This window comes from Bradyrhizobium betae (assembly GCF_008932115.1).
Taxonomy (GTDB): domain Bacteria; phylum Pseudomonadota; class Alphaproteobacteria; order Rhizobiales; family Xanthobacteraceae; genus Bradyrhizobium; species Bradyrhizobium betae.
This window is the reverse complement of sequence record NZ_CP044543.1, coordinates 1,236,775-1,249,458: the sequence shown is the minus strand read 5'-3', so window position 1 is coordinate 1,249,458 and position 12,684 is coordinate 1,236,775. Positions and strand designations below refer to the sequence as shown.

The 12,684-nt window shown below is 63.9% G+C and carries 13 protein-coding genes; 6 read left to right on the top strand and 7 right to left on the bottom strand.

The genetic code is table 11. The annotated features are described in order from the left end of the window. Positions 1-64: 64 nt before the first annotated feature. The 3 genes from F8237_RS06060 to F8237_RS06050 all read right to left on the bottom strand — a co-directional run bounded on the left by F8237_RS06060 (position 65) and on the right by F8237_RS06050 (position 3,295). On the bottom strand, positions 65-1,414 hold the full coding sequence (locus F8237_RS06060) for a L,D-transpeptidase family protein (protein ID WP_151642872.1): 1,350 nt from the start codon (positions 1,412-1,414) through the stop codon (positions 65-67). A 433-nt stretch (positions 1,415-1,847) separates the two neighbouring features. Beyond that, the gene (locus F8237_RS06055; RefSeq protein ID WP_014497036.1) at positions 1,848-2,219 is read right to left on the bottom strand and encodes a helix-turn-helix domain-containing protein; all 372 of its coding nucleotides are present in this window, start codon (positions 2,217-2,219) and stop codon (positions 1,848-1,850) included. 29 nt (positions 2,220-2,248) lie between these two features. Next, complete coding sequence (locus tag F8237_RS06050; RefSeq protein ID WP_151642871.1) at positions 2,249-3,295, bottom strand: LysR family transcriptional regulator; 1,047 nt, start codon at positions 3,293-3,295, stop codon at positions 2,249-2,251. A gap of 389 nt (positions 3,296-3,684) precedes the next feature. Here F8237_RS06050 and F8237_RS06040 point away from each other — a divergent pair, with 389 nt between their 5' ends. Together F8237_RS06040 and F8237_RS06035 are read left to right on the top strand one after the other, a co-directional pair. After that, entirely contained in the window at positions 3,685-4,032 is a 348-nt protein-coding gene (locus tag F8237_RS06040; RefSeq protein ID WP_244626080.1) for a hypothetical protein, read from the top strand. 206 nt (positions 4,033-4,238) lie between these two features. Next, a complete protein-coding gene (locus F8237_RS06035) occupies positions 4,239-4,970 on the top strand; it encodes a cytochrome c biogenesis CcdA family protein (RefSeq protein ID WP_151642869.1) in 732 nt (243 codons plus the stop codon). Between the two features lie 17 nt (positions 4,971-4,987). Here F8237_RS06035 and F8237_RS06030 read toward each other — a convergent pair whose 3' ends face one another. Both F8237_RS06030 and F8237_RS06025 read right to left on the bottom strand, forming a co-directional pair. Beyond that, positions 4,988-6,496, bottom strand: coding sequence for a sensor histidine kinase (locus tag F8237_RS06030; RefSeq protein WP_151642868.1), 1,509 nt, complete (start codon positions 6,494-6,496; stop codon positions 4,988-4,990). Between the two features lie 294 nt (positions 6,497-6,790). After that, positions 6,791-7,135: a DUF1236 domain-containing protein gene (locus F8237_RS06025; protein ID WP_151642867.1), complete on the bottom strand. Its 345-nt coding sequence runs from the start codon at positions 7,133-7,135 to the stop codon at positions 6,791-6,793. Positions 7,136-7,273: 138 nt separating this feature from the next. On the opposite strand from F8237_RS06025, the gene F8237_RS06020 reads away from it, so the two are divergent. Further along, on the top strand, positions 7,274-7,507 hold the full coding sequence (locus F8237_RS06020) for a hypothetical protein (protein ID WP_151642866.1): 234 nt from the start codon (positions 7,274-7,276) through the stop codon (positions 7,505-7,507). 155 nt (positions 7,508-7,662) lie between these two features. On the opposite strand, the gene F8237_RS06015 is transcribed toward F8237_RS06020, so the two are convergent. Further along, a complete protein-coding gene (locus tag F8237_RS06015) occupies positions 7,663-8,937 on the bottom strand; it encodes a serine hydrolase domain-containing protein (RefSeq protein WP_151642865.1) in 1,275 nt (424 codons plus the stop codon). A gap of 164 nt (positions 8,938-9,101) precedes the next feature. On the opposite strand from F8237_RS06015, the gene F8237_RS06010 reads away from it, so the two are divergent. Continuing rightward, positions 9,102-10,019: an intradiol ring-cleavage dioxygenase gene (locus F8237_RS06010; RefSeq protein WP_151642864.1), complete on the top strand. Its 918-nt coding sequence runs from the start codon at positions 9,102-9,104 to the stop codon at positions 10,017-10,019. A 25-nt stretch (positions 10,020-10,044) separates the two neighbouring features. On the opposite strand, the gene F8237_RS06005 is transcribed toward F8237_RS06010, so the two are convergent. Next, positions 10,045-10,938, bottom strand: coding sequence for a LysR family transcriptional regulator (locus tag F8237_RS06005; RefSeq protein WP_151642863.1), 894 nt, complete (start codon positions 10,936-10,938; stop codon positions 10,045-10,047). Between the two features lie 103 nt (positions 10,939-11,041). On the opposite strand from F8237_RS06005, the gene F8237_RS06000 reads away from it, so the two are divergent. Both F8237_RS06000 and F8237_RS05995 read left to right on the top strand, forming a co-directional pair. Next, positions 11,042-11,911 carry an SDR family oxidoreductase gene (locus F8237_RS06000; RefSeq protein WP_151642862.1) on the top strand — a complete coding sequence of 290 codons (870 nt, stop codon included), beginning with the start codon at positions 11,042-11,044 and terminating at the stop codon, positions 11,909-11,911. 90 nt (positions 11,912-12,001) lie between these two features. Continuing rightward, positions 12,002-12,670 (top strand): NAD(P)-dependent oxidoreductase, encoded by a 669-nt coding sequence (locus tag F8237_RS05995; RefSeq protein WP_244626079.1) that lies wholly within the window; start codon positions 12,002-12,004, stop codon positions 12,668-12,670. The last annotated feature ends 14 nt before the right edge of the window (positions 12,671-12,684 follow it).

Sequence of the window (12,684 nt, the reverse complement as noted above, 5' to 3'; positions counted from 1 at the left end):
CAACCGTGGCAAGGCGAGGAGCTTTGCAACCGCCTGTGCCGCGATTGCATAACGTGGAAAGCGCCTACTGCGTGACATGCATGTGCGCGGTCAGCGGATGGCTGCCGGCATTGCTGAAGAACGCCGCCTCTTCGGCGGTCGCTTCCAGCAATTGCTCGTCCTGGTTATAGACGTCGTTGCGGAACTGGACGGTCTGGTCCCTGGTCATCCAGGCCGTGAGGTAGATCCAGGCCACCGGCACCTTCCTGGCCATGGCGACCTCAAGATGCTGTCCGCTCGCGATCTCCGCGTCGATCGCGGCGCGGCTCCATTTCGGCTGGTCCTTGAGCAGCCAGGCGGCAAGATCGCGCACGTTGTCGACGCGCGAGCAGCCGTGGGAGTCGAAGCGGTAATCGTCGCTGAACAGATTGCGCTGGTTGGTGTCGTGCATGTAGACCGAATAGGCGTTCGGCATGTCGATCTTCACCGCGCCGAGCGCGTTGAAGGTGCCGTTTTGCTGGCGCACCGTGAAGTTCGGCGTGCGCGTGCCCGACCAGTCGACCGAATGCGGATCGATCGGATTGTCGTGGGCGTCGAGCACCTCCATGTGCATGCGTGACAGATAGGTCGGATCCTTGCGCATATGCGCGGAGATTTCGGTCTTGGCGATCGAGGACGGCACCGTCCAGGTCGGATTGAGCACCACGCTGCTGATCTGTGCGGTCAGCGTCGGCGAGGGCTTTTCGGTCTTGCCCACGATCACGCGATAGCGCCGCACCACCACATCGTTCTCGACCGCCTCGGCAAAGGCGGCGGGGATGTTGACCACGACATAACGCTGGCCGAAACCGAAATTCATGTTCTCGAGCCGCTGCAGCGAGGCCTCCAGCTGCCGGATGCGCTTCTGCACCGAGACGTTCATCGCCGCGATCGTGCGCGGCGTCATGGTGCCGGTCGGCGCCAGTCCATGACGGGCCTGGAAGCGTCTCACCGCATCCGCGAGATCCTGGTCGAAGGCGCCGCTGGTCTTGTCGGCGGAAAGATCGCCGGACATGATCAGCCGCTTGCGCAGCAGCTCGTCGGTGGCGCCCTGAGTGCCGGGCGCGAATTTGGCATCCGCGGGAATGGTCGGCCAGCCGCCGCGCACCGCAAGATCGGAATAGCTGAGTGCTGCGTCCTTGATCCTTTGCGCGCTGCCTTCGTCATAAGTCGGCTCGTGCGTCAGCGCGAGCGCCGCTGCCGAGCGGCTCTCCGGCGTCGACGCGGATGTCGTGGCGGTTTTCGGCGCAGCCGCGTGAGCCGGGTTCGCCGCCGCCGGCACCGTGCCGGCCGTCGCCGGCCTGGGACCGGCCTGTCCGATGGTCTCGGTCTGCGCGAACGCGGAGGCGCTGGCGAGCACGCCGACGGCAATGATCATCGCATGGCGTTTCGACATGTGTCGCAATCTTCCCCATGGAAACGAGGCCCTGACGGGCGCTCGCATTGGCAATTCCGGCGCGCCGCGCGGCGTGCGCCGATTCGCAAAATCGGCGGGAAATTACGGCACCAGTGTTGAGGTCCCATTAAGCACCGCATTCGAAAGCCCCGCAGGTTGGTGCGAGGACTCTCGGTTGGGTCGCGGCAGGGGCGGGATCGGTTCGCGAAATCCGCGACGAATGGCCGGCAGGCGGCCAGGAAAAAGGGCGGCCAAGAAAAAGGGCGGCGAAGCCGCCCTGAAAAGCCGATGCCGCGCGCCGATGGCGCGCAGGCCCAAATCTGATCCGGCAGGCCTCGTTCAATCCGGCCGCGCCCCCGTGACGCGGTGGATTGAACATCGGCCTTTGACGTCGGCCTTCAACACAGGTCTTGGAGGCCAGACCGTCGATCGATCAGGCTTCGTTCGCCGCGATCGATTCCATCAGCGAGACGAGCTGACGCTGCACCGTCTGATCCTTGATCTTGCTGTAGGCGCGCAGCAGGCGGAGGCTGAACGCAGAGTCGAGGAACAGCAGGCTCTCGACTTCGCGCGCCTTGTTGTCGCCGTCATAGAAGAAGGTCACGGGCACATCGAGGGCGGTGGCGATCTGCTGAAGCCGAGCCGCGCCGACGCGATTGACGCCCTTCTCGTATTTCTGGACCTGCTGGAAGCTGACGCCGAGCTTTTCGCCGAGCTCGGCCTGCGAGATCTTCATCTCGACGCGCCGCAGACGGATCCGCTTGCCAAGCTCAATGTCCGGCTTGCCGGCACTGCGCTGCTTCATTCTTTTCGCCGCTGTCTTCATACTTTTTCTCATCGTTCTTCGGTTGAAAACCCCCCGAAGAGCTGGGTCAGGGGTTCGCCCATATACGAGTCCTTGAATTCGTGCGGGTGCACGAATTCTTCCTTAAACCACGGGAAGCGCGCCGGATTGAAAGCATCGATCAGCCAGTCAATCATGTGCCGCACGCGGGGAATCCGGCCGCTACCAGGGTGGTAGGACAACCAGATATCCAGCGGTCGGTTCAGCTCGACCTCCAGTGGAATCAACTTCCCGCCAAGCGCAATGGCATAGCTCGGGAATACGCCGATGCCGGCTCCATTCGCGACAGCCCAGTAGTTGGCGCTTGAGACGTTGGTCTTCATGACCAGAAGGTCACGTTCCGGTACGCCCGGGAAGAAGCTCTCGAAGGTTTCCTTGGCGGCGATCTGGTCGGCGAATTGCAGCACCAGGCGGTGCTTGATCAACTCCGCCGCGGAGCGCGGCGCGCCATATTTCTCAACGTAACTCTTGGAGGCCCAGAACATCAGATGCATGCGGCCGAGCCGCACCAGCTTGACGTCGAGCGCCGAAGGCCGCGACAGGTGGATGGCGACGTCGGCCTCGTGGCGCGAGACGTCGGCCGAGCGCATCGCGCAATGCAGGTCGACCAGGATTTTCGGATAGGCCTGCTGGAATTCGACCAGCCGCGGGGCGAGCCAGAACGTCCCCAATCCCTCGGTCACGGCGACGCGGACCTCCCCGGACAAGGCATTGGCCGTCGAATCGCTGGCGCGCAGGACGTCGAACGCCGCGGCCTCCATGCGTTCCACGGCTGACACCACCAGGGCGCCCTCATCGGTCAGATGGGTGCCGTGAACGTCGCGGGTGAACAGGGTGGTGCCGGTCTGGCGCTCGAAATCGTCGATCCGGCGGCGGACGGCGTTGGTCGATAGAGACAGGCGCTCGGCCGCCGAGCGGAAACTGCCGCACCGAACGACTTCCAAGAAGATGCGAGCCGCATCCCAATCAGAGAGGCCGCTGATATTAATCTTTGGGCGTTCCTCCAGTGGAACGCCCCTTTCCGCCAAGGAGTGCATACAAGTCCCTTCGGGTCGCTAAACTGGCAGAATATGGGGCAAACCACAACCACGACGGGTTGGGGATCGGCGAGTTTTGAACGCCATCCTTATCACCTCGTTGACGGTATCTGGATGCCGCCAAGGGCTGGGAATCGGGCAACCTATCGCCCGGGTGAGGGGTGTCGCGTGAGTTCCGTTGCGAGCCTTGAAATGGCTACGGGATTGTCGGCGTCGTCTATGACGGGCGTCCTCGCCCGAGTGCTGCGGCTTTGCGCGATGGATCAATCGCATATCTCCAGGCGTTCCTCTCCTGACACTCATGATCGTGGCCAACCGCGCAGCGGGGCAATGTCAGCTGGAAGTGCGCAGAAACACTTCGAAATCATGTTCGGAGGCGCAGACGCCTCATGCTATCCTCGCCGCTCCATGGGGGCCGAGGGGATCGCCACAACTATATCTCGCAGGCCGAACCAACGGAAAGAACGCCGGTGTCGCATTCAGACGAACAGTTGCAGTCGGTACTGGAAACGCTCGAGGGGTGCCGCAAGGTCCTCAACGAGATCAACAGCCGTGAGTCGGCCGAACTGCTGTCCGTCGTCATTCTCGACGTGCGGATGAAGCTCAAAGGAATTGACGGTGCCGATCTCAAGGCACTGTGCGACGAAATGCTGCGGAGCGCTGCCAGCGATCCGCAGTCCCCCTCCAAGCAGACGCAGGACCAGCCCCGGCGTCCGCTGCTCCGCGTGGTGAAGTAGCCGCGCCGCCGAATTTCGCTTTTTGGCGAGATTTGTGCGCGTCCCGGTGCCGCATCTGTGATCGCAGACGGCATCGGGAGGAGCCCTGGTTTTGTGCGCCTCTGTTGCGCATTTTCCGGCATCGGCTACACCAGTGCCGGTTCGGCTCCGGTGTACGCGCACTCCCAGTGCGCGGCCAAAGGGCCTGAGATGGCTCCGACTGCATCATGCAAAATGTTTCGATCCCGGCGGCGCTGATTGCCGGCCTCGTCAGCTTCCTCTCTCCCTGCGTCCTGCCTCTCGTTCCGCCCTATCTGATCTATCTGACGGGCGCGACGATCGAGCATGTCGAGAGCGACGAGCCGGCCTCGGCCTCCAAGCGCGCCATCATGATGTCGGCGCTGCTGTTCGTCCTCGGCTTTTCGACGGTGTTCGTGGCGCTCGGCGCCAGCGCTTCGCTGGTCGGCGGGCTGATCCGCGCCTGGTCGGCCGAGCTGTCGATCCTTGCCGGCATCGTCATCATCGTCATGGGCCTGCATTTCCTCGGACTGACGCGTATCGGCCTGCTGATGCGCGAGGGACGGCTGCCGATTCCCAAACCCGTCGGCCTCTGGGGCGCCTATCTCATGGGGCTCGCCTTCGCCTTCGGCTGGACGCCGTGCATCGGCCCGATCCTCGCCGCGATCCTCTCGATCGCCGCGGCCGAAGCGACGGTGACCAAAGGAGCGGGATTGCTCGCGGTCTATTCGGCCGGCCTCGGCATTCCCTTCCTGATCGCAGCGCTGATGATCGAGCAATTCTCGACCCTGTTCGCGCGCATGAAGGGCCATCTCGTCAATGTCGAGCGCGCCATGGGCGTGTTGATGGTGATCACCGGCATCGGCTTCCTCACCGGCGCAGTCTCGAATGTGAGCATCTGGCTGCTGGAGACGTTCCCGGCACTGCAGACGATTGGGTAGATTCCTCCGCGTTGCGGCTAGCGCGTCTCGTCCAGCGCGCAGATGACCGTGCAGACCACGCCGCGCGGCAGAAAATCCACCGTCGCCTCGCCCCCGAGCTGGTCGCGCGCGCTGCGCTCGATCAGGCGCGAGCCGAAGCCGCGTTGCACTGGAGCGGTCACCGGCGGGCCGCCGGTCTCGGTCCAGATCAGCCGCAGCCGCGGTTTTGGCGTGTCCGCGATCACCTCCCATTCCAGCGTGACCCGCCCGGTCTCGTTGGAGAGCGCGCCATATTTCGCGGCGTTGGTGGCGATTTCGTGCACGATCATCGACAGCACAACGGCGAGCCGCGGTGACAGCGGTACGGTGGGGCCGGTCATGCGGATACGTTCGGGGCCGGAGAGCAGGAACGGCTGGAGCGCCCGCGCGATCACGTCCTTCAGCTCGGAGCCCTGCCATTTCTCCTGGCTGAGGAGATTGTGCGCCTCGGCGAGTGCGCCGAGGCGGCCCTCGAACTTAATCCGCTCGTCGCGGCTCGCGCTGCGGAAGGTCTGCACCGCGATCGCCTGCATCAGCGCTAAAGTGTTCTTGACGCGATGGTTGAGCTCGTCGATTAGCAGATTGTGCAGCATGTCGCCGCGCGCGATCGTGGTTGCCATCCTGACCGCGAAGGTGAGGCCGATCAACAGCAGCACGCCGCCGATCAGGCTGGTGATCGCGATGTTGCGCCAGAGCGGCGCGATCAACGAGCTCTCGGCGACACCGGCCGCGACGGTCCAGCCGGTCAGCCGCGACCGCGTGTAGGCCGAGGCCAGCGCAACGCCTTCGAGCGAGACGGTCGACAATGCGGCCTCGGGCGCGCGAAACATCGCGTTGTACAGCGAGGGAGACGCCTGCTTGCCGAACGTCTCGCTCGGATTGGGCGCGCGCGCGAACACGAAGCCCTTGCTGTCCAGCAGCGACACCGTCCACTGCCCGTCCGGCCGTTGCCGGTCGACCAGTTGCTGGAAGATGTCGAGCGGCGGGCTGAAGGAAAGGGTGTAGATGACCTCGCCGTCGCGCAGCACCGGAACTTCGACCGTCACGATCGGACGCTTCTTGGTCGAACCTATGAACAGATCGGAATATTGCGGCGCCTTGCTTGCAAAGACCCGCTCGACGATCTCGAGATTGTTGCGCGGCGGCAGGCTCGCCGTGTCGGGCGTCACGGTCGAGAAGAGCTGATGCCCGGACCGGTCGGCCAGAAGAAGAATGCTGTCTTCGCCATATTGGTTGATGAAACCCGCGGCGAGGTGCCGGAAGCCGTCGAAGTCGCCGCTGCGCAAGGAATCGCTGAGCGCGAGCACCTGCAACCCGCCCGTCATTCGCTGCACCTCGGCGTCGAGCACGAGGCGCATGCTGCGGACGGTCTCCAGCACCCGGCGCGTGGCGTCGGTGCGGTCCTGGCGGTAGTTGGCGTAGGCGAGGCCGACCGCAAACACGATCAGTGGCAGCGTCGTTCCCGCGACCAGGAGAGCGAGTCGGGCCGGCAAGGTGAATTTTGGCAAACGCGAACGTCCCGGTTCCAGCGCATTTGCGCCGGATTATGATTTTGCCAGACCATACGGGCAGGACTTGCGCTGCGCCATGATTTTCGCATTCGGCGAGCCGTTCAGAAAAAGGGATTTTGCAGCGCGGTCGCCGGCGTCCGTGCCTCAAATCATGCCGATCGCGGTCAGTAACAGGCATACGGCGTAAACGGCCGCTAGGCTGAGACCGGCGATCCGGGCCTCTCGATGCGATGTCATGGTCGCCTCCGGGAGGCGGCCGCCTTGAGGCGACCGCCATCCATCACGTCTTGATCAATCGATTTCCTGAACGACCGTCCGCGTGGCCGGATCCACCAGCATCACGCGCTCGCCGGCGTAGACGTAGCGATATTTCGTCAGGGACGGACCCCAGTCCGACGGAACAGCTTCGAGCTCCACGTCGCCTGGAACCGTCGCGCCGACGATGATCTTCTCGTTCTTCATGACGGGCCGCACGCGGTGCTCGGTGACGTAGGATTTGATCCTGGTCCGGTACTCCGGCTCGATCTGAACGACGGCGGCGTGACCGGTTCCGGTGGTGGTCACCACAGTGGACTGGGCGAACGCGCCAGTCGAGATCATCACCGCCGCGGCGGAAAGCAGAAACAGCTTCTTCATCTTGTTCTCCTCACAGGAATAAGTGCGGCGTCAACCGCCCACTGCAGACGGCGTTCCCTCTACTCAGGAACAAATTACCGCTTTTTCCCGTTTGTGAATCGACCAGGCAGGAACGCCTGGCAATTGGAGGAGAACGAAATGAAGATGAAGATTGCGACTGCCGCGCTGATGATTGCTGCATTTTCCCTGCCCGCGTTCGCGGCCGACGAGTTCTACGTCGTCCAGGACGTCAAGACGAAGAAGTGCACAATCGTCGACAAGAAGCCGACGGAGACGACCATGACCGTCGTGAGCCCGTCGGGCACGGTCTACAAGTCGCGCACCGAGGCCGAGAGCGGCATGAAGACCGTCAAGGTCTGCACGTCAAACTGAGGAGGATGACACATGCCAATTCTGATTTTGTGGGCGGTGCCGGCCGTGCTCGTGATCGGCGGTGGCGTCTATCTGATCGGTCATTTTCACTGAGCGGAACAACAACGGGGCCCCGCGATCCGTCGCGGGGCCCCGTGACACGAGCGCTTGCGATCCTACAGATTGCTCTCGGTGATCGCCGCATACACCATGCTGCGCAGCTCGCGCCGGATCGGATAGGCGCTCGACGGCAGCACCTGCGTCATGAAGATGGTCACGAGTTCCTCGACCGGATCGATCCAGAACGAGGTCGTGGCCGCGCCGCCCCAATTGTATTCGCCCGGGCTGCCGGCGACCAGCGTCTCCGCCGGGCGCATGGTCACGGCGAAGCCGAGACCGAAGCCGATGCCGTTATAGGCGGCTTCCGCGAACATCGAGCGCGACACTTCGGGGAGCGCGCGTCCGCCCGGAATGTGGTTGCTCGTCATCAACGCCAGCGTCTTCGGGCCGAGCAGCCTGACGCCGCCAAGCTCGCCGCCATTGAGCAGCGCACGGCAGAAGGTGAGATAGTCGGCCATCGTCGAGCACAGCCCGCCGCCTCCGGAGATGAGCGAGGGCGGCGACAGGAACGAACTCCTGGTCGGGTCGTCCTGCAGCGTCAGGCCCTCGCGGCGCTGGCCGGCGTGGAAGGTCAATCCGCCGCCGGGGTCAGCTGAATAGCAGGCCGCGAAGCGGTGTGCCTTGGAAGCCGGCACGTGGAAATCGGTGTCGGTCATTCCGAGCGGATCGAGGATCCGTGCCTTGAGGAACTGTTCGAACGGCATGCCCGAAATCTTGCCGACGAGATAGCCGAGCACGTCGGTCGAGACCGAATAATTCCAGGCCTCGCCCGGCGAGAACTCCAGCGGGATTTTCGCAAGGCTCTCGATCATGGTCTGCAGCGTGCCTGACTTCTCGACCTCGCCGATCTTCTCGGCGCGATAGGCCGCATCGACGTTGGAGCGCTGCTGGAAACCGTAAGTCAGCCCGGAGGTGTGGCGGAGCAGATCGACGATCAGCATCGGCCGGGTCGGCGGCCGGGTCAGGAAGGCAGGCGCGGTGCCGGCGACGAACACGCCGAGATCCTTCCATTCCGGAATGTATTTGGAGACGGGTTCGTCGATCGCGACGAGGCCTTGCTCGACCAGCATCATGAAGGCAACGCTGGTGAGCGGCTTCGTCATGGAATAGATGCGGTAGATGGTGTCGTCCTTGACCGGCGCCTTGCGCTCGATGTCCGCAAAGCCCTGCACCGAGCTGTGGGCGATCTTGCCGCGACGATAGACCAGCAGATGCGTGCCCGGAAAACGGCCGGCATCGATGTACCGGCTCTTCAGATGCGCATCGACGCGGTCGAGCGCGGCCTTGGACATGCCCACGGATTCGGGCGAGGCGGGGGTAGGGGCGAGCATCAGTTTCCTCCGGGGCGTTTTGCCGGAAAATTGATACCGAAATGGCGGTCGCATTCCAAGCCGGTTGCGCTTAACGCGGCCCCGCCGACTGGTGTAGGCTCCAGCCTGGAACGCCTCCAGGGAGCCCATCCGGGCCAACGAGAAAAACGCGAGGGCAAACGCATATGACCCAGTTCAACGAGACCGAACTCACCGAAGCCGTCGTCCAGAGCTTCGACAACACGCCGGATCCGCGGGCCAAATTCCTGCTGCAGGAATTGGTGAAGTCGCTGCACGATTACGTGAGCAAGACCGGTCTTACCTTCGAGGAATGGGAATACGCCATCGATTTCCTGACCCGCACCGGCCACAAATGCACCGATACCCGCCAGGAATTCATCCTGCTGTCGGACGTGCTCGGTGTCTCCATGCTGGTCGACGCGGTCAACCACCGCGATCGCGAAGGCGCCACCCAGACCACGGTGCTCGGCCCGTTCTATGTCGGCGAGCACAAGGTCACGGCCCACGGCACCGACATCTCGCCGAACAACCAGACCGGCGATCGGATGTTCGTGCAGAGCCGCGTCACCGACCTCAAGGGCAAGCCGCTCGCGGGCGTCCCCGTCGACGTCTGGCATGCCGACGATGACGGCTTCTACGATTCCCAGAAGCCGAACTACGACGAGGTCGGCGCCTCGGCGCGGGCGCGCTTCATCACCGACAGCGACGGCCGCTTTTTCTTCCGCACGATTTTGCCGTGCAGCTATCCGATCCCGACCGATGGCCCGGTCGGCGAGATGATCGTGCAGACCAAGCGGCATCCGATGCGCCCTGCGCATGTGCACTTCCTGGTCAATGCCAAGGGCTATGAGCCGCTGATCACTCACGTCTTCATGGACGGCGACAAATATCTCGATTCCGACGTGGTGTTTGGCGTCAAGGACGACCTCATCGCCAAGGTCGAGCCGCGCAACGATCCGGCGATGCCCGACGGCACCAAGGCGAACGGGCCGTGGCATTTGATGACCTACGAATTCCACCTCAAGCCGGGCGGCGGCATGGCGCCGAAACCGCTGGGGACGAAGGCGGCCGAGCCGGCGTGAGCGTCCTCTGTCGCTGAGCGTACGTTCATCCTCCGATGTAAGCCGCCAGCTCGTCAGGCGTGCCCTTCGGAAAGGCTTCCTTCAGATAATCGAGGAAGGCGGACACGCGCGCGCTCAGTAATCGCCGCGACGGATAGAGCGTCCACAGGGCGATGTCGGGCCCGTCGACATCGCCCCAACGCACCAGGGTGCCGGCGGCAAGATCGTGACTGACGAGCGACACGGGAAGACGTGCGGCGCCGACGCCTGCCCGGACGGCGTCGCGAACCATCACCAGCGATGACAGACGAAGCACGGGATCGACGGCGATACGCGATGTGCCGCTTGGTCGACTGACGTCCCAGGCCGCAGCCTCGTCGGCCATTCCGCGCACGACAGCCGGAACGGTGAGATGGCCCTTCGGCCGTTTCAGCTCAGGGCTTGCGACGACGATCAATCGATCGCGCAGAAAGATGCGTCCGACCAGGCTTTCATCCGGATCCGGATTGACCCGGATCACGAGATCAAATCCTTCCTCGATCATGTCGACGGCCCGATCTTCCGTGGTGACTTCGAGCCGGACTTGCGGATGTCTCAGCGCAAAGCCGGCTGCGAGCCTGCCCATCGCCGTTTGCGAGAACAGCAGAGGCGCGCTGATCCGCAACCTGCCGCGCGGCTTGTCGCCGCCCGAGGCAATCGCCGCGGCTGTTTCGTCGAGCTCGGTGAGCAGCGCCCCTGTCCGCTCGTACAGCGCCCGGCCTTCCTGGGTGAGTTTGAGCGCGCGTCCGCCGCGCTCGAAAAGGCGCAGGTTAAGACCACTCTCCAGTTCGGCAACTCGCCGGGACAAGGTCGCTTTCGGGCGTCCCGCGGCGCGCGCGGCCTTTCCGAACCCTTCGTGGCGGGCGACGAGGTTGAAGTCGGCGAGGGCAAGCAAATCCATCTGTTTCACCAGTGAGACGGTATGTCCAAACATAGCGTCTATCGGCTCGCATGTGGATCACTAATTTCCGAGGTGTCTTTGGACCCAACCCGGAGTGATCCCCATGACCATCCTTGTTACCGGCGCAACCGGCACAGTCGGCCGCCAAATCGTCGAACAGCTCGTCAAGCGTGGCGCCGACGTGCGCGCGCTCGTCCGCGATCCCGCCAAGGCCAGCTTCCCGGCAGGTGTTGCCGTCGTCCAGGGTGACCTGCTCGATGTCGACTCGTTGCGCAACGCGCTTTCCGGCGTCTCGACGCTGTTCCTGCTCAACGCCGTGGTGCCGGATGAATTCACCCAGGCGCTGACGGCGCTCAACCTTGCCCGCGAGGCCGGCATCGAGCGGTTCGTCTACCTGTCGGTCATCCACAGCGATCTCTACGTGAATGTGCCGCACTTCGCGGGCAAGTTCGGCGTCGAGCGGATGATCGAGCAGATGGGCTTCAAGGCCACCATCCTGCGCCCGGCATATTTCATGAACAACGAGATCACGATCAAGGATGTGGTGACCGGATACGGTGTCTACCCCATGCCGATCGGCAGCAAGGGGCTGGCGATGATCGATGCACGCGACATCGGCGAGATCGCGGCCATCGAGCTGATCCGCCGCGAGACCTCCGCCGCGCCGCTTCAGCTCGACCGGATCAATCTCGTCGGTCCCGATACGTTGACCGGCACCAAGGCCGCCGCGATCTGGTCGGAGGTGCTGGGCCGTACGATTGCCTATGGCGGTGACGACACCGCAGGTTTCGAGAAAAACCTCAGGCAGTTCATGCCGGGCTGGATGGCCTTCGACATGCGCGTGATGAGCGAGCGCTTCCTCACCGAGGGCATGATTCCGGAGGCCGGTGACGTCAAGCGTCTGACCGATCTTCTGGGCCGCCCCCTGCGCTCCTATCGCGACTTCGTCGCCGAGATCACGGCGGCAGCCTGAGGGCCGCGGCCATTCTCAAAACAACTCCGTCAACCCACATCAATCATGGGACGGCCTCTTGCGAGGCGCCCCGCTTTCCCTGGTGCTTCCATGCAGAATTCTCAAAGCCACGACGTCAAGACCACCCAGCCGAAGATATTGGTCCTCGGCGCGACCGGCGCCACCGGCCGCCTCATCGTCAGCCAGGCGGTGGCGCGCGGCTACGACGTTACAGCGCTGGTGCGCTCCGCCGACAAGGCGCGTGATCTCGAGGGAGCGAAGCTCATCATCGGAGATGCGCGCGACGCGGCCGCGCTGCGCGAGGCGCTGAGGGGCCGGGATGCCGTCGTCAGTGCGCTCGGCACAGCGGCAAGCCCGTTCCGCGAGGTGACGCTGCTGTCGACCGCCACGCGCGCGCTCGTGAGCGCGATGAAGGCCGAGCAGGTCTCCCGCCTGGTTTGCATCACAGGAATGGGCGCCGGCGACAGCGCCGGGCACGGCGGCTTCCTGTTCGACAAGCTGATCTTCCCGCTTCTGCTGCGCAAGGTGTACGCCGACAAGGACCGGCAGGAGGCGATCGTCAGGAACAGCGGGCTCGACTGGATTTTGGTCCGCCCCTCCGTCCTGAGCAACAAGCCGGGCCGCGGCACGATCCGGGCACTGACGGAGCTCTCCGGCTTTCATGGCGGCACCATCTCGCGCGACGCCGTTGCGCGGTTCGCTCTGGATCAAGTGCGTGACGATGCCTGGCTGCATCGGTCTCCGCTGATCGCGTGGTGATCTCGGCGCGCTAA

Coding starts and splice junctions, on each gene's coding strand:
- F8237_RS06060 (WP_151642872.1), bottom strand. CDS start 1,414: ATGTCGAAACGCCATGCGATGATCATTGCCGTCGGCGTGCTCGCCAGC.
- F8237_RS06055 (WP_014497036.1), bottom strand. CDS start 2,219: ATGAAGCAGCGCAGTGCCGGCAAGCCGGACATTGAGCTTGGCAAGCGG.
- F8237_RS06050 (WP_151642871.1), bottom strand. CDS start 3,295: ATGCACTCCTTGGCGGAAAGGGGCGTTCCACTGGAGGAACGCCCAAAG.
- F8237_RS06040 (WP_244626080.1), top strand. CDS start 3,685: ATGCTATCCTCGCCGCTCCATGGGGGCCGAGGGGATCGCCACAACTAT.
- F8237_RS06035 (WP_151642869.1), top strand. CDS start 4,239: ATGCAAAATGTTTCGATCCCGGCGGCGCTGATTGCCGGCCTCGTCAGC.
- F8237_RS06025 (WP_151642867.1), bottom strand. CDS start 7,135: ATGAAGAAGCTGTTTCTGCTTTCCGCCGCGGCGGTGATGATCTCGACT.
- F8237_RS06020 (WP_151642866.1), top strand. CDS start 7,274: ATGAAGATGAAGATTGCGACTGCCGCGCTGATGATTGCTGCATTTTCC.
- F8237_RS06015 (WP_151642865.1), bottom strand. CDS start 8,937: ATGCTCGCCCCTACCCCCGCCTCGCCCGAATCCGTGGGCATGTCCAAG.
- F8237_RS06010 (WP_151642864.1), top strand. CDS start 9,102: ATGACCCAGTTCAACGAGACCGAACTCACCGAAGCCGTCGTCCAGAGC.
- F8237_RS06005 (WP_151642863.1), bottom strand. CDS start 10,938: ATGGATTTGCTTGCCCTCGCCGACTTCAACCTCGTCGCCCGCCACGAA.
- F8237_RS06000 (WP_151642862.1), top strand. CDS start 11,042: ATGACCATCCTTGTTACCGGCGCAACCGGCACAGTCGGCCGCCAAATC.
- F8237_RS05995 (WP_244626079.1), top strand. CDS start 12,002: ATGCAGAATTCTCAAAGCCACGACGTCAAGACCACCCAGCCGAAGATA.